Source organism: Actinoalloteichus caeruleus DSM 43889, assembly GCF_000429185.2.
GTDB lineage: Bacteria > Actinomycetota > Actinomycetes > Mycobacteriales > Pseudonocardiaceae > Actinoalloteichus_B > Actinoalloteichus_B caeruleus.
This window is the reverse complement of record NZ_AUBJ02000001.1, coordinates 2709828-2727113: the sequence shown is the minus strand read 5'-3', so window position 1 is coordinate 2727113 and position 17286 is coordinate 2709828. Positions and strand designations below refer to the sequence as shown.

The 17286-nt window shown below is 73.5% G+C and carries 19 protein-coding genes; 5 read left to right on the top strand and 14 right to left on the bottom strand.

Translation table 11 applies throughout. The features are described 5' to 3' along the window. Positions 1-14: 14 nt before the first annotated feature. A complete protein-coding gene (locus G443_RS10030; RefSeq protein ID WP_026418349.1) occupies positions 15-1250 on the bottom strand; it encodes a thiolase family protein in 1236 nt (411 codons plus the stop codon). A gap of 254 nt (positions 1251-1504) precedes the next feature. Here G443_RS10030 and G443_RS10025 point away from each other — a divergent pair, with 254 nt between their 5' ends. Beyond that, a complete protein-coding gene (locus G443_RS10025; RefSeq protein WP_026418350.1) occupies positions 1505-1930 on the top strand; it encodes a hypothetical protein in 426 nt (141 codons plus the stop codon). Positions 1931-1937: 7 nt separating this feature from the next. Here the strand turns inward: G443_RS10025 and G443_RS10020 are convergent, their stop codons facing one another. The 3 genes from G443_RS10020 to G443_RS10010 all read right to left on the bottom strand — a co-directional run bounded on the left by G443_RS10020 (position 1938) and on the right by G443_RS10010 (position 5185). Continuing rightward, complete coding sequence (locus G443_RS10020) at positions 1938-3227, bottom strand: ribonuclease D (protein ID WP_103055605.1); 1290 nt, start codon at positions 3225-3227, stop codon at positions 1938-1940. Positions 3228-3319: 92 nt separating this feature from the next. Then, positions 3320-4036, bottom strand: coding sequence for a response regulator (locus G443_RS10015; RefSeq protein WP_035272912.1), 717 nt, complete (start codon positions 4034-4036; stop codon positions 3320-3322). A gap of 576 nt (positions 4037-4612) precedes the next feature. Next, positions 4613-5185, bottom strand: a complete 573-nt coding sequence (locus G443_RS10010; protein ID WP_026418352.1) for a DUF3000 domain-containing protein — start codon at positions 5183-5185, stop codon at positions 4613-4615. A 149-nt stretch (positions 5186-5334) separates the two neighbouring features. Between G443_RS10010 and hemE the strand changes: the two genes are divergently transcribed. Genes hemE through hemQ form a run of 3 tightly spaced genes read left to right on the top strand, consistent with a single transcriptional unit; the run spans position 5335 to position 8622 of the window. Further along, positions 5335-6426 (top strand): uroporphyrinogen decarboxylase, encoded by a 1092-nt coding sequence (hemE, locus tag G443_RS10005; protein WP_026418353.1) that lies wholly within the window; start codon positions 5335-5337, stop codon positions 6424-6426. A gap of 37 nt (positions 6427-6463) precedes the next feature. Next, the gene (hemG, locus tag G443_RS10000; RefSeq protein WP_026418354.1) at positions 6464-7927 is read left to right on the top strand and encodes a protoporphyrinogen oxidase; all 1464 of its coding nucleotides are present in this window, start codon (positions 6464-6466) and stop codon (positions 7925-7927) included. 2 nt (positions 7928-7929) lie between these two features. Further along, positions 7930-8622 carry a hydrogen peroxide-dependent heme synthase gene (gene hemQ, locus G443_RS09995; protein ID WP_026418355.1) on the top strand — a complete coding sequence of 231 codons (693 nt, stop codon included), beginning with the start codon at positions 7930-7932 and terminating at the stop codon, positions 8620-8622. A 21-nt stretch (positions 8623-8643) separates the two neighbouring features. On the opposite strand, the gene G443_RS09990 is transcribed toward hemQ, so the two are convergent. From G443_RS09990 to G443_RS09980, 3 genes are all read right to left on the bottom strand, one after another. Further along, the gene (locus tag G443_RS09990) at positions 8644-9312 is read right to left on the bottom strand and encodes a hypothetical protein (protein WP_026418356.1); all 669 of its coding nucleotides are present in this window, start codon (positions 9310-9312) and stop codon (positions 8644-8646) included. Between the two features lie 79 nt (positions 9313-9391). Further along, positions 9392-9814: a peptide-methionine (R)-S-oxide reductase MsrB gene (gene msrB, locus G443_RS09985; RefSeq protein WP_026418357.1), complete on the bottom strand. Its 423-nt coding sequence runs from the start codon at positions 9812-9814 to the stop codon at positions 9392-9394. A gap of 57 nt (positions 9815-9871) precedes the next feature. After that, the gene (locus tag G443_RS09980) at positions 9872-10204 is read right to left on the bottom strand and encodes a hypothetical protein (RefSeq protein ID WP_081715350.1); all 333 of its coding nucleotides are present in this window, start codon (positions 10202-10204) and stop codon (positions 9872-9874) included. A gap of 108 nt (positions 10205-10312) precedes the next feature. Between G443_RS09980 and ligD the strand changes: the two genes are divergently transcribed. Continuing rightward, positions 10313-11344: a non-homologous end-joining DNA ligase gene (ligD, locus tag G443_RS09975; protein ID WP_026418359.1), complete on the top strand. Its 1032-nt coding sequence runs from the start codon at positions 10313-10315 to the stop codon at positions 11342-11344. A gap of 304 nt (positions 11345-11648) precedes the next feature. On the opposite strand, the gene G443_RS09970 is transcribed toward ligD, so the two are convergent. The 7 genes from G443_RS09970 to G443_RS09940 form a co-directional block, all read right to left on the bottom strand. After that, complete coding sequence (locus G443_RS09970) at positions 11649-13220, bottom strand: alpha/beta hydrolase (RefSeq protein WP_026418360.1); 1572 nt, start codon at positions 13218-13220, stop codon at positions 11649-11651. A 190-nt stretch (positions 13221-13410) separates the two neighbouring features. Then, complete coding sequence (locus G443_RS09965; protein ID WP_026418361.1) at positions 13411-14493, bottom strand: ATP-dependent DNA ligase; 1083 nt, start codon at positions 14491-14493, stop codon at positions 13411-13413. A gap of 241 nt (positions 14494-14734) precedes the next feature. Continuing rightward, complete coding sequence (locus G443_RS09960; protein ID WP_026418362.1) at positions 14735-15328, bottom strand: hypothetical protein; 594 nt, start codon at positions 15326-15328, stop codon at positions 14735-14737. Between the two features lie 40 nt (positions 15329-15368). Then, a complete protein-coding gene (locus tag G443_RS09955) occupies positions 15369-15968 on the bottom strand; it encodes a DUF6286 domain-containing protein (protein ID WP_211237496.1) in 600 nt (199 codons plus the stop codon). A gap of 2 nt (positions 15969-15970) precedes the next feature. After that, positions 15971-16411, bottom strand: a complete 441-nt coding sequence (locus tag G443_RS09950; protein WP_051313812.1) for an Asp23/Gls24 family envelope stress response protein — start codon at positions 16409-16411, stop codon at positions 15971-15973. Then, entirely contained in the window at positions 16408-16593 is a 186-nt protein-coding gene (locus tag G443_RS09945) for a hypothetical protein (protein WP_016697177.1), read from the bottom strand. Before G443_RS09945 ends, G443_RS09950 begins: the two co-directional genes overlap by 4 nt. A gap of 330 nt (positions 16594-16923) precedes the next feature. Continuing rightward, positions 16924-17274 (bottom strand): hypothetical protein, encoded by a 351-nt coding sequence (locus G443_RS09940; protein WP_026418363.1) that lies wholly within the window; start codon positions 17272-17274, stop codon positions 16924-16926. Positions 17275-17286 lie beyond the last annotated feature (12 nt).

Sequence of the window (17286 nt, the reverse complement as noted above, 5' to 3'; positions counted from 1 at the left end):
GCCCGTCGTGTCACTCACTTCGCGTCCCCGTTCCGTTCCCGACCGTCCCAGTGCGGGTTCTCCCAGATGACCGTGCCGCCCATGCCGATGCCGATGCACATGGTGGTGATCCCGTAGCGGACCTCGGGGCGTTCGGCGAAGTGGCGGCTGAGCTGGGTCATCAGCCGGACGCCCGAGGCGGCGAGGGGGTGGCCGCACGCGATCGCGCCGCCCCACGGGTTGACCCTGGGGTCGTCGTCCGCGATGCCGAAGTGGTCGAGGAAGGCCAGGACCTGGACGGCGAAGGCCTCGTTGATCTCGAACAGGCCGATGTCGTCGATCGTCAGGCCAGCCCTGGCCAGCGCCTGCTCGGTGGCGGGTACCGGCCCGACTCCCATCACCTCCGGGTCGACACCGGCGAAGGAGTAGCCGACCAGCCGCATCCCCACCGGCAGCCCGAGTTCGGTGGCCGTGTCCTCGCCGGCGATCAGCGCGGCGGTGGCCCCGTCGTTCAGCCCGGCGGAGTTGCCGGCGGTGACCCGGCCGTGCGGGCGGAAGGGGGTCTTCAGCGCGGCGAGGGCCTCGACGGTGGTGCCGGGGCGGGGCGGCTCGTCCTCGGTCGCCAGCCCCCAGCCGAGCTCGGCGGACCTGGTGGCCACCGGGACGAGGTCGGCGCTGATCCGACCGGTCTTGACCGCCTCGGCGAAGCGCTCCTGGCTGGTCGCCGCGTAGGCGTCGACCCGACCCTTGTCCAGGTGGGGGAACCGGTCGTGCAGGTTCTCCGCCGTCTGGCCCATGACCAGCGCGGAGGGGTCCACGAGCTTGTCCGCGAGGAATCGGGGGTTGGGATCAACGCCCTCGCCCATCGGGTGCCGGCCCATGTGCTCCACACCGCCGGCCAGCGCGACGTCGTAGGCGCCGAAGGCGATGCCGCCGGCCACCGAGGTCACGGCCGTCATCGCTCCGGCGCACATCCGGTCGATGGCGAATCCGGGCACCGAACGGGGCAGCCCGGCCAGCAGTGCCGCCGTCCTGCCGATGGTCAGTCCCTGGTCCCCGATCTGGGTCGTCGCGGCGATGGCGACCTCACCGACCCGCTCGGGCGGCAGTTGGGGATGTCGCCGGAGGAGTTCCCTGAGCGTCTTGACGACCAGGTCGTCCGCGCGGGTCTCGGCGTAGATGCCCTTCGGGCCGGCCTTGCCGAACGGTGTCCTCACACCGTCGACGAAGACCACGTTCCGAAGCGCACGCGCTGCAACGGCGTCGGCCACGGCGTGCTCCTTCTCCTCGCTGAGTGGGCCTGGGCGCGCTGCTCCGCGCCCGCTGACCGCGATGCTACCCGTCAGTAACCCAAACGCCAGGGTGGGCGGCGAAAAGATCGGGAAGCGGAGTCGGGCGGGTCGTTGGAGCGCTCCCATCGCGGGGCCTCCCCGCGCCGTGCCGTAGTGTGGCGACCCCGCAACGCGATCAGGGTGGCGGCACACGCCGCCCGACATCAGCCCGCGTTCCGGAAAGGACAGACAGGGTGATCCTGCTCGACAACCGTTGGGCCGTCGCGGTGCCCGGCGACGACCTGGTGACCGGGACTCCATCGTTCACCGTGGTCACGGTCGACCGGCGGCAGTGGCGGGTCCTCCTGGTGCTGGGGGACAGCCCCGGGCGCGGGACGCTCAAGGTGACCACCCGCGCGGCGGAGACGGCCGCCCTGACCATCGGCAACGCCTTCCTCCCCGGAGCGCGCGGAGTGGGACCGCTGGGCCAGGTGGACGGCGTCACCGCCGACGCCCGACCACGCTCCCTGGTGGTGCACCGCGCGCTCCGACGGCAGGCCCCCCTGGCCGTGTTGCGGCTCAACGGCCACCAGGCCACCCCTGCGCGGTTGGCCTACCCGGGGGACACCGCCGCCCGGCTGGCCGCGGCGCTCCAGCACGCCGCGGCCCTGCTCGAGTGATCCGCTGTCAGGCGGTGACCCGCAGCGCCTCGGTGAGATGGGACGCCGTGAGTTCCACCTGCCATTCGCGGGCGTTGCCCGCCCGCAGCGCCGCGCTCACCGCCTGGACGTCCAGCTGCTCCGGGGGCGTCCAGCACGTCCGGCGGACGAGATCGGGTTGGATGAGGTTCTCGACCGGCAGCCGCAGCCGCTCGGCGGTCTCGGTCAGCACGGCCCTGGCGGCGGAGAGCCGTGCCGCGGCCTCCGGGTCCCGGTCCGCCCACCGGTTCGGGGGTGGCGGGCCGTCCGAGGGCTGCGCCGGGCTGGGGAGCTCATCCGTCGGCAGCTCGGCCGCCGCCCGCAGGGCCGCCAGCCAGGTGTGCGCCCGCCGCCGCTGAGCCCGGCCCCGGAATACCGGCAGCGCCAACAGCTCGCGTTCGGTCTTCGGAGCAGCCTGCGCGGCCTCGATCACGGCCTTGTCCGGCAGGACCCGACCGGGGGCGATGTCCCGCGACTCGGCGACGGCGTCCCGGGCCAGCCACAGCTCGCGAACGGCCGCGAGCTGCCTGGGGGCGTGCACCCGGTGGATGCCCGAGGTCCGGCGCCAGGGCTGTGCGCGGGGCGGGGGAGGTGGGGCCGTGCGGACCCACTCGAACTCCTGCAACGCCCAGTCGAGCTTCCCCTGCCGGCGGAGTTCCTCCTCCAGGGAGTCCCGCAACGGCACCAGCAGTTCCACGTCGAGGGCGGCGTAGTTCAGCCAGTCCGCGGGCAGGGGACGACGTGACCAGTCGGCCGCGCCGTGTCCCTTCTCCAGCTCGTACCCGAGCTGCTGCCGCACGAGCGCCGCGAGCGACACGCGGGGGAAGCCGGCGAGCCGGCCGGCGAGTTCGGTGTCGAACAACGACGTCGGCCGCAGTTCCAACTCCGCGAGGCACGGCAGGTCCTGCGAGGCGGCGTGTAAGACCCATTCCGGCCCGGTGAGCGCCTCCCTGAGCGGGCCAAGCGCGTCGGCGACGGGGATCGGGTCGATCAGCGCCGTCCCCGCGCCCTCGCGACGGAGCTGGACCAGGTAGGCGCGATTGGAGTACCGGTAGCCCGAGGCGCGTTCGGTGTCGACGGCCACCGGGCCGGTGGCACCGGCCATCGCGGTGGCGACGAGCTGGAGCGCGTTGCGGTCGACGACAACAGGAGGCACGCCGTCGGCCGGGCGGCGCAGCGGTACCGCCGCGTTCTCGTCCGTGCCCTGAGCGTGTTTCCGGTTCTCACCGCCGCGGTCGCCGGGTCCGACCTCATCCGGGTTGGCTGGTTGAGCGTCCACGGGCGATGACCCTACGTGCCTCCCCCGTCCCCGGGTCCCACAGGCACTGCTGGAAGGTGGGGATGGCACGGGTTCGTGCCATCCCCACTCCACTAGCGGATCACGCCCGCCCGCATGGCCAGCGCCACCATCTGCGCACGATCACCGGTACCGAGTTTGCGGCCGATGCGTGACAGGTGGCTCTTGACCGTGAGGGCGGACAGGTTGAGCGCCTCGCCGATCTCCTTGTTGGATCGGCCGTCAGCGACCAGCTGCAACACCTCGACCTCACGGGCGGACAACTCGCGAGGCGTGTTGTCGGTGCCCGGAACCCTGGTGCCCGCTGCGAGGACGGGCGCCACACTCGGGTCGGCGTACACCCCGCCGTCGAGGACCCGGCGAACCCCGTCGGTGACGACCATCGGCGAGGCGGACTTCAGCAGGTACGCCTGAGCGCCCGCCTGGAAGGCCGCCCGTACCGCGTACGGGTCGTCGGAGGATGCCAGGACCACGATCCGGGGCCAACCGTGGCCACGGAGTTCCGTGACCAGGTCGATGCCACTCCCGTCCGGGAGCCCGAGATCGAGGATCGCAAGGTCGCATGGTCCGGTGGCCAGAGCACGAGCTCTGGCTTCGGCCAGCGACGCCGCCTCGTGCACGGTGCCGGCGCCCATCTGCTGCAACCGGGCGGCGATCGCCTCCCGAAGCAGCGGATGGTCGTCCACCACCAGTACCGAGAACAGCTCTTCCCGCGGGTGCGGGACCATGTTGGCCGGCAACGCGCCGGCTGGCGTGGTTCGAACGGCCTGACCTAAGCCGACGGCAGCCACGTCACTACCTCCCTGGAGTCGGTCGTGCCCCCCGACCGGCACCGGGACTCTCGACCAATCAGCCGCGCCACTGATCGACCGAAAGTGGTGTCGACTCGGGCAGCGTAGCCGGCAAACTGTCCCAGCGGGACGATCGAGGCGGGATCTATCCCGATTGGGTTGTCACCTGGCCAGGAACTGATAACACGTTCGGGTGACGATGCGAGTGTTGGCTAACGCGAGCGGCCCGTGGGGCGACATTCCCTTTTTGATCGTGCGATAGGTGGACCTGGCGCCAGCGGATGGTGGTGCCTCGGCACCACCGAACAGCGCAGCCCGTCGGGGCGCGGCCACCACCGGGAATCCGGGACGATCACGGCGGGCCGGTGTCCCGCCGGGTTCCATTCTGAGATCCCGCCCACTTCTCCGCTCGAGCGGGGTGCCCTCGACCAACCAGTCCCCGCGGGTCGCTCGGGGCCGACCCCGCCGAAGCGCGTCGAACGCCGGCGCCCGAGTCGACCAACCACGAGTGCCCCACCCCGGTGGCGCGACGGCACGACGGGCTGGGGCGCCACCGCGCCCGCCGCCGCGCGCCGATCAGGCGTGCGTGTCACCCCGGCGCGGGCCGAGCGTGGTCACCCCCACCGGCGGCAGGCCCACCGCGCTGGCGAGCAACCCGCACAGGGCGTCGCCGTGCGGGGCGAGATCGCCGCTGCCCGCCGTCCACGACCCCCGCAACTCCAGTTCGTGGGAACGGGTGGGCCCGGAGATGTCCCCGAAACGGACGGAGGACGTGACCGTCACGGTCCCCCCCAACGCGGAGAAGTCGGCCCCTCGGACCTCCAGGGCCTCGGTCAGCCAGGACCACCCGACCTCGGTCAGCAGTGGATCGGCGGCGAACTCGGGGTCCAGCTCCGCCTGCAGGTACACGACGAGCCGGAGCTCACCGCCCCAACCGCCGCTCTTCTCCGGATCGTGCAGCACGATCAGTCGGCCGGTGGCGAACTCGCCGGTCGGTCCCGTGACCTCCGCCGTCAGCGCGTACGCCCACGGGGCCAGCCGCTGGGGCGGGCGCACTTCCTCGAAGGTCAACTCGGGCCGTGGCCTCACCGACCGCAGCGTGGTCACCGCCAGCCGGAACACCTCGGGTACACCCGCCATCCCGGTCACGGCTGGCGACTGTAGGTGCATCCGGCGACGGAATCCCGCAGGCGCGCCGAGAATCTCGCGGGCAGTCCGACACGACGTCCCGTTCGGAGCCCGGCACCCATCGAGGGCCGGTGCCGGGCGTGGCGGACGCATGGGACGATGGGGGTGCCATGACGAATCCCTCCACGGTCTCGACGCGTCGGGACCTCACCCAGAGCCCTTTGCTGGTCGCGGCCTCCGGCGGGGTTCCCGATCACACGCCCGTGTGGTTCATGCGTCAGGCCGGCAGGTCGCTGCCCGAGTACCGCGAACTGCGGGCGGGCGTTCCGATGCTCCAGGCGTGCCTGACACCGGACATGGCCTGCGAGATCACGCTCCAGCCGGTGCGCAGGCACCAGGTGGACGCGGCGATCCTGTTCAGCGACATCGTCGTCCCCCTGGCGGCGGCCGGCGTCGACCTGGACATCGTCCCCGGTACCGGACCGGTGATCGCCGAGCCCGTACGGGACGCCGCCGCGGTGTCCCGGCTGCCGCGCCTCGACCCGGACCAGATCGCGCCCGTGGCGGAGACGGTGCGGATGCTGCTCGGCGAACTCGGGCGGACACCGCTCATCGGTTTCGCCGGTGCCCCGTTCACCCTCGCCTCCTACCTCGTGGAGGGCGGCCCGAGCCGCAACCACGAGCGGACCAAGGCGATGATGCACGGCGACCCCGGCACCTGGCACGCGCTGCTGGCCCACCTCGCGGACCTGACCCTGCTGTTCCTCCGGGAGCAGGTGGCAGCCGGGGTGGACGCCGTGCAGCTCTTCGACTCCTGGGCCGGTGCCCTCTCGGTGCGCGAGTACCGCGAGTTCGTGCTCCCGCACAGCAGCAGGGTGCTGGCTGGCCTGGCCGGCATGGGCGTTCCCCGAATCCACTTCGGGGTGGGGACCGGTGAACTGCTGGGATCGATGCGGCAGGCCGGCGCCGACGTCGTCGGCGTGGACTGGCGCCTCCCGCTGGACGAGGCGGTGCGCCGGCTGCGGCTGGCCGACCCGGACGCCCCGCTCCCGGTGGTCCAGGGCAACCTCGACCCAGCCGTGCTGTTCGCCGGCGAGGAGGTGGCGCTGCGGGAGACCGATCGGGTGATCACCGAGGGCCGGGCCGCCGCGGGGCACATCTTCAACCTGGGGCACGGCGTCCTGCCGGACACCGATCCCGGCGTGCTGACCCGGGTGGTCGACCACGTGCACGAGACCACCCGCCGCGACCCGGGGGCATGACCGTGGAGGGTGCCACTCCCGGCGGGACGCGTCGACCGTGACCCACTCGTCCGCGTCGCCCCGCGTCGCCGTCGTCGGAGGCGGAGTCGCGGGGCTTACGGCCGCCCACCGGCTGCGGAAGCGCCTCGGCCCCGACGCCCGGATCACCGTGATCGACCAGGGACGCGCGGTCGGGGGCAAGCTGCGGGCGGTGCCGGTGGGTGGCGTCCGGTACGACCTGGGCGCCGAGGCGTACCTGGCCCGGCGTCCCGAGATCGCCGACCTGCTGGGCGAACTCGACGTGGACGTCGACCTCGTCCACCCTTCGGGGGCCGCCCCCACGGTGCGCGCTGGCGGGCGCACGGTTCCGCTGCCCCGCCGCACCTTCCAGGGCCTCCCGGAAACCCCCCAGGCCGTGCGGGACGTGCTGTCCCCGGCGTCGGTCGAGGTGGTGGCATCGGAGGCCGACCAGCCTCCCGTCGACCTCGGGGGCCGGGACGTCTCCCTCGGCCGTCTCGTCCGGGAGCGGCTCGGTGACGAGGTGGTCGACCGGCTGGTGGATCCCCTGCTCGGGGGCGTGTACGCGGGCCGCGCCGACGACCTGGGCCTGCGGGCCACGATGCCGGGGCTGGCCTCCCGCCTCGATGAGGAACCCAGCACGCTGTTGGCGGCCGTCAGCCACCTGATGCCACCACCCGTCGCGGAGGGCCAGTCCCGCCCTCCGGTGTTCGCGACCCTGCGGGAGGGCCTTGCCACCCTGCCCGAGCTGTTGCTCGAATCCTCGGCCGCCGACCTCCGCCTCGGCCTCCCGGTCCGCGCCGTCGAACCCGCCACGAACGGGTGGCGCCTGGAGATCGGCTCTGCCGCCCGCCCCGAGTCGCTCTCGGTGGACCTGGTCGTCCTCGCCGTTCCCGCCCCCGCCGCGGCCCGGCTGCTGGCCGACGTCGCGCCTGGGGCGGCCGCGGCGTACCGGGAGGTCGAGCTGGCCTCGTCGGTCGTGGTGGGGCTGGCACTGCCGCCGGGCACCGTGCTCCCCGACAGCAGCGGCGTCCTCGTGGCGGCGGGGGAGCGCCACGACGACGGCACTCCGTTCACGGCCAAGGCCTTCACCTACTCGAGCCGCAAGTGGCCGCACCTCGCCGGTGGCGGGGACGCTCCGGTGCTGGTGCGCGGCTCGGTGGGCCGGTTCGGGGAGGCCTCCGCCCTGCGGCGGGGCGACGAGGAGATCACGCGGGGCGTGCTCGCGGACCTGACCGAGCTCCTCGGCACCCCGGTGCGTCCCCTGGACACCGCTGTCGTGCGCTGGGGTGGGGCGCTGCCGCAGTACGGGGTCGGTCACCTGGACCGCGTAGCGCGGATCACCTCGGGGCTCGACCCCGTCGTGGGGATCGCGGCGGCGGGCGCGGCCCTGGGCGGGGTGGGGGTCCCCGCCTGTGTGGCCAGCGGGAACGCGGCGGCCGACAAGGTGCTGGACGACCTCGACCAGCTGCGGGCCGCCCGGCCAGCCGGTGCGAGGATGTAGCCATGTCGCGGCTTGACTACCACGAACTGAACTCCACGATCCGGTACACGATGTGGTCGGTGTTCCGAGTGCGGGGCGGGAGCCTGCCCGAGGACCGCGCGGACGCGGCCACCGAGGCCCACGACTACCTGGAGTCCCTGGGGCCCCGGGGCGTCGAGGTGCGCGGTGTGTACGACGTCGCGGGCCTCCGCGCCGACGCCGACTACATGATCTGGTGGCACGCCGAGGAGGTGGAGACCCTCCAGGCGGCCTACACCGGTCTGCGGCGGACCGCGCTGGGGCGGGCCTCGGAGCCGGTGTGGAGCAACGTCGCGCTGCACCGGCCGGCGGAGTTCAACAAGAGCCACATCCCGGCGTTCCTCGCCGGGGAGGAGCCGCGCCGATTCGTCTGCGTCTACCCCTTCGTCCGCTCCTACGAGTGGTACCTGCTCCCCGACGCCGACCGGCGCCGGATGCTCGCCGACCACGGCAAGGAAGCACGCGACTACCCTGATGTGCGGGCCAACACCGTCGCCTCCTTCGCATTGGGCGACTACGAGTGGATGCTCGCCTTCGAGGCCGACGAACTGCACCGGATCCTCGACCTGATGCGCCACCTCCGGGGGACGGAGGCGCGGCGGCACGTGCGCGAGGAGACCCCCTTCTACACCGGGACCCGGGTGCCGGTCGGTGACCTGGTGGCCGCGCTTCCCTGACCTCGCGGCGGGGTCGGGTCCTCACTCGGCGAAGAACCGGCCCCCGCCGTCGACCCGCAGCACCGCCCTCGCCCCGCTGTCCTGGCACTGCCCGTCCTCGGCCAGGTCCCACGGGGTCAGCTCGATCGTCTCGTTGAGCAGCACGCCACCCCCGTTCTCGGCCAGCAGGACGCTCACCTCGGTCGGCACTGCCGACAGCTCGGGGATCGGGACGAACCCGGTGAGCTCCGTCCGTGCGCGCGGGTCCTCGCAGTCGGTGAGCGCGTCGAGCCGCCCACCCGCGGTGACCTCGCCCTCGGACAGGACGGGGGGTTCGGGTGCCTGCCACGAGAAGCGCGGGGTGGTCTCGGCGCCATGACCGGGCGGGGACGCGTCGGCCGGCACGGGCGAAGGCGGTTCGTGACGGGCTTCCGGGGTGTCGGTCGGGCGGCCGGGAGGAGCGCAGTCTGTGGACGTGGTCGCGCTCCGCACGAGTCGTACGGACTCGGAGGTGCAGTAGTCCTGCCAGCACACGTCCAGTTCGGCGGCCGCGACCCTGGCTCCCAGGGGCGGGTTGATCCGCAGTTCCACCCCGGGGGCCGCCTCGGTCCGCGCGCACGAGAGGGCCCCCGTCGCGGGGGCGGTGGAGGCGCAGCCGGCGAGGACCGTGGCCCCGAGCACCACGAAGGCCGAGCGGAGAATCCCAACCATGGCCGTAGGACGACTGGTGGGGGGACCACCGTTGCCCGGTGTGGCCATGTTGTGATGTTGGGTGCGCCGGCGGGCCCGGCTACTCGTCCTCGACCAGGCGCAGCGAGATGCTGTTGATGCAGTACCGCTGGTCGGTGGGCGTGTCGTACCCCTCGCCCTCGAAGACGTGCCCGAGGTGGCTGTGGCAGGAGGCGCACAGGACCTCGGTGCGGAGCATCCCGTGCTTGCGGTCCTCGCGCAGGATGACCCGATCGCCCGCCATCGGGGAGAAGAACGACGGCCACCCGCAGTGGGAGTCGAACTTGGTCGAGCTGCGGAAGAGCTCGGCTCCGCAGGCGCGGCACTCGTACACGCCCGTGGCCTTCGTCTCGACGTACTCCCCGCTCCAGGGGGGCTCGGTTCCGGCCTGTCGCAGTACCGCGTACTCGACCGGACCCAGTTCCTCGCGCCACTCCCGCTCGGACTTCACGACCCGAGGGGTCGCACCGACCACCGGTTCCATGCCCCTAACGCTAGTCGCACGGGCAAGCGGACGCTGGTCGGAGGGCGGAGACCCCTGTCACGCCCCGCCGCCGAGCAGGAACCCGAGCAGGGTCCACGCGGCGAGCGCGAAGAACAGCAACATCAGCCACACCAGGGCCACCGCGAGGGCCCGCCGTCCACCTCGCGCCCTGTTCGCCGAGTCGGTGAACTCGGTGACAGCCCGGAGCGACCCCTCCACCGTCATCGTCGGACCCGGACGGGACATGCGGTCGAGGTGCTCGGCGAAAGCCCTGACCTCGGGGTCGTCCGGGTCGAGCCCCACGAGTTCGTCCCGGAGGCGGTCCGTGCCGTTGCCTGGCACGTCACGTCCCTCGTCGGGGTCCTCGGCACCGAACCAGGTGTCGCGCATACGTCCACGGTAGCGAGTGGCGGCCACCTGGCCACCCGTTCGGCGATGGCGGGGCGGACGGGCCGTCGTGCCCGGCCGGGCGGGCCAACTCCTCGTACGGTGGACCACATGGCGACCGAGGCTCGTGAACTGGCGGTCGGTGAGCGGACGGTTCGGGTGACCAACCCGGACCGGGTGCTGTTTCCCGAGGTCGGAGTGACCAAGCTCGACCTCGTCGAGTTCTACCTGGCGCTGGGTGATGCCGTGCTGCGCGCCGTCCACCACCGGCCCACCACCCTGCGCCGGTTCCCCTCGGGCGTCGACGGCGAGTCGTTCTTCCAGAAACGCGTGCCCCGAGGCGCCCCCGACTGGGTCGACACCGTCCGCATCCGCTTCCCCAGTGGTCGCAGCGCCGACGAGATCTGCCCGACCGAGGTCGCCGTGCTCGCATGGGTGGCCAACCTCGGGGCCATCGAGCTCCACCCCTGGCCCGTGCGCCGCGACCGGGTCGAGCAGCCGGACCAGCTGCGGGTGGACCTGGATCCCCAACCCGGAACGGGGTTCGCCGACGCCGTCAGGGCGGCCGAGCTCACCCGGGAGCTGCTCGCCGAGCTGGGGTACCCGGGCTTCGTCAAGACCTCCGGTGGCCGAGGCCTGCACGTCCTGGTCCCCATCGAGCCGGAGTGGGAGTTCGTGACCGTGCGGCGAGCCGTGATCGCCCTCGCCAGGGAACTCGCCCGCCGCGAACCGGAGCTGCTCACCACGGCGTGGTGGAAGGAGGAGCGGGGGCGGCGGGTGTTCGTCGACTACAACCAGGCCGCCCGCGACCGCACGATCGTCGCCGCCTACTCGGTACGGGCCAGCCCGACGGCGACGGTGTCGACCCCGGTGGAGTGGGACGAGCTCGGCGAGGTCGACCCCCGGGACCTGACCACCCGCACCGTGCCCGGCCTGGTGGCCCGGCGCGGCGACCCCCACGCCGACCTGCGCTCCCACCCGAGCCGACTCGAGACCCTCCTCGAACTGGCGGACAGGGACGAACGTGACCACGGCCTGGGCGACCTGCCCTATCCACCCGACCACCCCAAGATGCCGGGGGAACCGGCGCGGGTGCAGCCCTCCCGCGCGAGGGGGCGAGGAACCGCCGATCGGGAGGCCTGACGGGGACCGGTCCAGGTCATCACCGAAACGGTTCAGGCGACTACGTTGGGTATGACCGCCGGCGTGAAAATGACCTCCTCGGTTCATCCGAGCAGCGGTCCCCGACGGGGTGCGAGCCCGGCGACGATCGACGAGGTGGCATTTTCGCGTTCCCGTTAGGAGGCTGACATGGAGATCACGACCAGCCACGCGCCCAGCCAGGGTGGTTGCAGCTGCTGTTCCGGGTGCACCGGCCCCGGCTGCGGCTGCTGCGCGGGCTGCTGAGCCCGTTCACCCGGTCAGCACGGCGTTGGATGTGCCCACCTCACGGTGGGCACACGACGTCGTTCTCCGGTGCCTCGCCGTCCACCAGGAAGGAGACGGCGGCGTCGGTCACGCAGGACGACCGCGCCAGCCCGCCGTGGCCGGTGCCCTGCCAGTCGACCAGGACCGCGCTGTCGAACCGCCCGGCCATCCGACGGGTCGCCGGGCCCGGGGTCACCGGGTCCGTCGCCGTGCTGACCACCATCACCGGCGGCGCGCCCCGAACCGTGTCGCCCTCGGTCCCCTGGTACGGCACCGGCCAGGCGGTGCAGTGCAGCAGTTCCTGGGCGAACAGCCCGCCGAAGGTCGGGTAGTCGGCGTGCCACTCCTCGCTGAGCTCGGCCACCTGGTTCGGCGGTAGGCGCAGCGCGGAGGCATTGCACCTGGTCACCAACGAGGCATCGAACCTGGGCGGGTCCAGCGGACCCTCCCACAACGTGTCCCGCAGCCGGGTGCCCAGCGGCACTCCGTCCCCGTCCCGGGCGGCCGCGACCGCCTCGGCCACCTCGGGCCACTCCTCCGGCACCGCGAGCCCGTCGAGGAGCACCCGGGTCAGGGTCCCGGGAGTGATCATCGCGTCGGAGGTCAACAGCGGCTCCCGGCGCAGCACTTCCGCCAGTTCCGCCACCGCACCGCCCGGGTCGGGACCGAGCGGGCAGTCCGCCCGCGCCGCGCACGACGAGGTGAACGCCTCGAACGCGCGTTCCGCCGTGGCCGCCCGCTCCTCGGCCCGGGCCAGGGCGTCCGAGCTCAGGTCCGGGACCCCGTCCAGGACCACGCGCCCGACGTGGTCGGGGAACCGCTGGGCGTAGGAGACCAGCACCTCCGACCCGTCCCCCCGTGCGATCGCGTTGATCCGGGACATCCCCAGCTCCAACCGGAGGACCTCCAGGTCACCGGCGGTCCGCGCCGGGTCGAAGGCCCGTGCCCGGTACTCGAGCAACCAGGTGCACTCCTTCGCGGCCGACGACGAGGAGGAGTGCAGGGAGTCCTGGCCGGCCACGTCGGTGACGGCGGGGTCGAACCCGACCATGTTCTCCCGGTCGTCGCCCCTGACGCAGCTGATCGGGTCGGACATGCCCGTGCCGCGCCGGTCGACGCCGATGAGCGAGAAGGTCTCCAACAGCTCGGCCGGCAGCGCCTCGGCCAGGCGCGCCGCGTACAACGAGCCCGGCGCCCCGCCGACGTCGTTGAGCACGACGAGGGGGACGGCACCGGTACCCACGCGCAGGACGTGGGTCGTGGCGGTGCCGAAGTTCGGTTGCTCCGGTGAGTCCAGGGGGCCCGTCACGCTGCCGCACTCGTAGGACCTGGTCTCCGCTTCCTGGGGCAGCCCGAGCCGTTGCCGAGTGTGCTGGGTGCAGTCGGCCCAGTGGATGGTGTGGGCGCCCGGCTCCTCCAGCGGGGGCAGCGGTACGGGGTCGGTCCCGGGTTCGACGGTCACCGAGCGGTCCGGGTCGGCGGCCACCGCCACCGGGGGTGGCGTGGACGCACCCGCCGAACACGAGGTCGCCGCCACGACGGCTGCGAGCGTCAGCGCCAGACCCACCGCGTGGCTTCGGGTGCGCGGCACGTGTCCTCCCCCGATCGGAACCGTCCTCCGCTGGTCGCCGGGCTCGGGTGGTCGGGCATCCCGTGCCCGACCACGTCCCGGTTGACGCAGAGACTACGCAAGACGCTCCCAGCGACCGGGTAACAGGGCGGTGAGCGGTCCCGAGGCGACACCCGGATGTCCTCGACCGGTGCCCGCGCGGCGGCCGAGGTCAGGGGGAGCCACGAACCTCCCCCCGGAGCACGGAGGCCAGGTCGAACCGCACGGGTTCATCCAACTGGTCGTACCCGCAGGTCACCGGGTCCCGGTCGGGCCGCCAGCGCAGGAAGCTCGTGGTGTGCCGGAACCGAGCCGGGTGCGCCCCCTCCAGGTGGTCGTAGCCCACCTCGACGACCCGCTCCGGCCGGAGCGGCTGCCACGGCTGCTCGGTGGATCGCCACCGGCTGATCTGGCCGGGCACCCGGCGGCCCTCGCCCGCCTCCGACGACCACGGGTGGTCGGAGGGCTCGACTGCCAGCGGCATCAGCTCGGTCGCCAGCGCGCGTCGACGCGCGGCGGTGAACGTCGCGCACACCCCGACGTGGTGCAGCACAGCGTGTTCGTCGTACAGGCCGAGGAGCAGGGAGCCCACCGCCGTCCCCGGTTCGGTTCCCTTGTGCCAGCGCAGTCCCCCCACCACGCAGTCGGCGGTGCGCTGGTGCTTGACCTTGAGCATGACGCGCTGACCGGGCTGGTACCGGTCGGTCGCGGCCTTGGCGATCACCCCGTCCAGACCGGCTCCCTCGAAGAGCTCGAACCACCGCCGCGCCGTCCCCCTGTCCCGGGTGACCGGGGTGAGGCGCACCCCGCCGGTCGAGGCGGGCACCATCCGTTCCAGCGCGGCCCGGCGGGCCTCGAACGGTTCGTCCACCAGGAGCCCGTTCGCGTCGGCGAGCAGGTCGAAGGCGACGAAGGTGGCCGGCGTCCGTTCCGCCAGTGCCCGAACCCGGGACTCGGCGGGGTGAATGCGTTCCGACATCGCGTCGAAGTCCAGCCGGTCGCCGACCGCGACCACGAGCTCCCCGTCGACGACGGCCCCGGCCGGGAGCCGATCGCGGACCTCCCGCACCACCTCCGGGAAGTACCGGTCCAACGACTTGCCGGTGCGGGACTGGAGGACGACGTCCTCGCCGTCCCGGAACACCAGGCAGCGGAAGCCGTCCCACTTGGGTTCGAAGAGGTAGTCCCCGGCGGGCAGATCGGCGACCGGCCTGGCGAGCATGGGAGCGACGGGAGGAGCCAGCGGGAGCGCCATGTCCCCATCGTGGGACCGGCGGCTCCGTCCCGCATGTCGCCCCGTGCCCTGGGGCCCCGTCACCCGGCCCGGCTGGCCGCCTGGGGGCCGCGCGGTGGTGAGCGCGGACCCGGCCCTGCCCCTGCCCCTGGGGCGGACGGCCGCCACCACGTCAGCAGCGGGAGCGAGGTGGGGTCCGCCGGTCCTCCGATGCGGCGCGCGCCCGTCCTGGTGGCTCTGCCCGGCGACCGCTGCCGGGACCTCAGCGGACCCGGTGCCGCTCCGCCGCGTCCAGTTCCAGGTGGACCGCCGCCGGCAGCCGTTCCAGCCCGAGCGCATCCCTGGCCCGGGCGAGTACCCGGTTCTCCAGCGCGCTCCACACCATGCGGATGTCGGTGCCCCGGCGCAGGGCCAGCAGGAGCCGCAAGGCCGGCCGCTCCTGGCTGCCCACGAGGGTCACCCGAGCCCTGGACACCCCGTCGATCCCCCGCGCGTCGTCCTGGACCGCCTCCGTCACCGCGCGGGCCGACACCCGGAGCTCGCCCTCCGCGTCGTCGAATTCCACGTCCGGGTGGTGCTCCGGGCGCGACGCCCGCAGCGCCCAGCGCACGCCGAGCACCAGGAGGACGAGCCCGAGCAGGACGGCGAGCAACCGACCCAGGACCCCGGAGCCGCCGAGCCAGTCGACCGCGACCGGGTCGGCCACCGGTCGGGTGGCGCGGTCGGCGCCCAGCCAGCCGGCCCCCACGACGAGCGCGAGGAGCCCGGCCAGCAGGGCGAGGGTGCCCACGACCGCCGTCACGGTGCGTTCCGTGGTGGCGGGCCGGGCGACGGCGGCGTGGGAACTCCTGCTCATGACAACTCCTCGCGATGGGATGGGGGGCGGGTGTTCGCCGTCAGGACCCCGGCCGCAGCCCGGGCGCCGCCGGACGTGACCCCGACGGCTCGGGGTGGCGTTCCCGGCGTTCCCGGGAGGAATCGATGGTGACGGTGACGCGCGGCTTCTCCCGCAGGGGCAGGTCGTCCACCAGGTCCCGCACGATCTCCAGCAGCCGCGCGCGCAGGGTGTCGTCGCCGTCGGTCGGGGCGGCGGCCGCTCGGACCGTGACGTGCGCCCGGGTGGCGGTGACGGAGGCCGAGCGCACCCCGGTCTCGGCCCGCACGCGGTGGCCCACCACGCGGGCCAGGGAACGGGACGACGTCGTCACCGTGACGTCCGGTGCGGGGTCGTGCAGGGCGAGGTGGTGTCGCCGGGCGGCGGCCGAGAGCAGGACCAGGAGCAGACCGGCGAGTGCGACCAGGGCCGCGGTGACGCGTGGGCCCGTGCCCTGCCAGGTGAGGGTGGAGGCCTGGTCCAGCCACTGGGGCCAGGGGATCCACAGCGGCGCGGAGGCCGGCCGCCACCACGCCCACAACACCTCGATGACGGTCAGGGCGCCGACGACCGCGACGGCGACCCCGATGAGGGTGGTGAGGATCCGGATCAGTGCGCGCATGTCTACTCCACCCGTGCCGGGGACACGCCCCGCAGGGCGACGATCCTGACGTCCACCGTTCGCGTCTCCCTGCCGGTGGCCCGGAGCAGTCCCGCGCGCACCCGTTCCCGGATCTCCGCCACCGCTGACCGCACCCGGCACGGGTAGCGGAGGGCGACGTCGAGCCGCAGGTGGAGCCCGTCCCCCGGGTCGGTGATCCGGACCTTGGCGCCCCCGTGCCCGCCCCCGCCCGAGGGGAGCACGGTGGGCGACTCCCCGACGGCCTGGCGCGCCACCTTGCGGAGCACCTGGTCCTTGATGGTGAGGGTCCCGCGTTCCCCGGCGTCGTCGGGCGGCGTGCGCTCGACCCGCGAGGGGCGGTCCTCAACCCCGGGTCCGGCCCCCTCGGATCCGGTGGGCCGCCTCGGGCTCGCCCGGTCGAGTCGGTGCGCGCCCGGCGTCACCGGTCCCGCCCCCGGCCGCGTTCGAACATGCCGCCGAGGTCGAGTTCACCGTCGAGGACCCGGCCGATCACGAGACCGATCAACCCGACGACCAGGGCGGCGAGGAAGGCGGCGAAACCGCCGATGGCGCCGGCGGCGCCGAGGATCAGGCCGGCCAACAGGCCGGTTTGGGTGGCACTCATGCGGGTCTCCTTGCTGGTCGACTTCGGTGCGGCGCTTCGGTCGCCGCTCCGCGCTGCGGGCGCCTGGTGGAGGTCACCGCACCCTGGCGTGGTGGCGTCGCCACCACCACCGGCGGAGGCACCGTCCGCACCGGACCGGGAACGACCGGTGGCGGAACGCGGTGACCACCACGGGTGGGTGGGAACGCGGGTCGGTGCCGTCGAGCCGGGGCGGGAGTCCGGCGGAGAAGGCCGCCGGGTCACCACCGGCGTCGGGGTGGTGCGCGCGGACGAACGCTCGTCGTGCGGCCCGCCAGTCAGCGGACCGAGGCGTTGACCGTTCGGGCACGGTCACCTCCCGCTGGCGACGCGCGGCGCGGGTGGTTCCGTCGAGACCACGACGTCGGCGACGGTGACGTCCACCGGCACGTCCCCCACCACGGTCCGGGCCAGGGAACGCAACTCCCGGACCACCTGCGGGATCGAGGCTCCGAACCGCAGGACCACGGCGATGGCGACCGGTTCACCCGCCTCTCCCACGGCCACCCCGCGTATCCGGGCGCCGGGCAGGAGGGTGTCGACGGCGGAGGTCCGGCTCTCGTCCAACCGTTCCACCGCCGGGTGGGACAGCACCTCCTGGCGCAACCGCTCCGCGCGGCCGCGAGTGTCGTCGTGCTCGTGCCTGGCTGGTGTTGGCTGCATGGGTTCACGCCC

Bases quoted from the DNA above. Each gene is read 5' to 3' on its own strand.
- hemE (WP_026418353.1), top strand. From the start codon at position 5,335: ATGACGAATCCCTCCACGGTCTCGACGCGTCGGGACCTCACCCAGAGC.
- hemQ (WP_026418355.1), top strand. From the start codon at position 7,930: ATGTCGCGGCTTGACTACCACGAACTGAACTCCACGATCCGGTACACG.
- G443_RS09990 (WP_026418356.1), bottom strand. From the start codon at position 9,312: ATGGTTGGGATTCTCCGCTCGGCCTTCGTGGTGCTCGGGGCCACGGTC.
- msrB (WP_026418357.1), bottom strand. From the start codon at position 9,814: ATGGAACCGGTGGTCGGTGCGACCCCTCGGGTCGTGAAGTCCGAGCGG.
- G443_RS09980 (WP_081715350.1), bottom strand. From the start codon at position 10,204: ATGCGCGACACCTGGTTCGGTGCCGAGGACCCCGACGAGGGACGTGAC.
- ligD (WP_026418359.1), top strand. From the start codon at position 10,313: ATGGCGACCGAGGCTCGTGAACTGGCGGTCGGTGAGCGGACGGTTCGG.
- G443_RS09965 (WP_026418361.1), bottom strand. From the start codon at position 14,493: ATGGCGCTCCCGCTGGCTCCTCCCGTCGCTCCCATGCTCGCCAGGCCG.
- G443_RS09960 (WP_026418362.1), bottom strand. From the start codon at position 15,328: ATGAGCAGGAGTTCCCACGCCGCCGTCGCCCGGCCCGCCACCACGGAA.
- G443_RS09955 (WP_211237496.1), bottom strand. From the start codon at position 15,968: ATGCGCGCACTGATCCGGATCCTCACCACCCTCATCGGGGTCGCCGTC.
- G443_RS09945 (WP_016697177.1), bottom strand. From the start codon at position 16,593: ATGAGTGCCACCCAAACCGGCCTGTTGGCCGGCCTGATCCTCGGCGCC.
- G443_RS09940 (WP_026418363.1), bottom strand. From the start codon at position 17,274: ATGCAGCCAACACCAGCCAGGCACGAGCACGACGACACTCGCGGCCGC.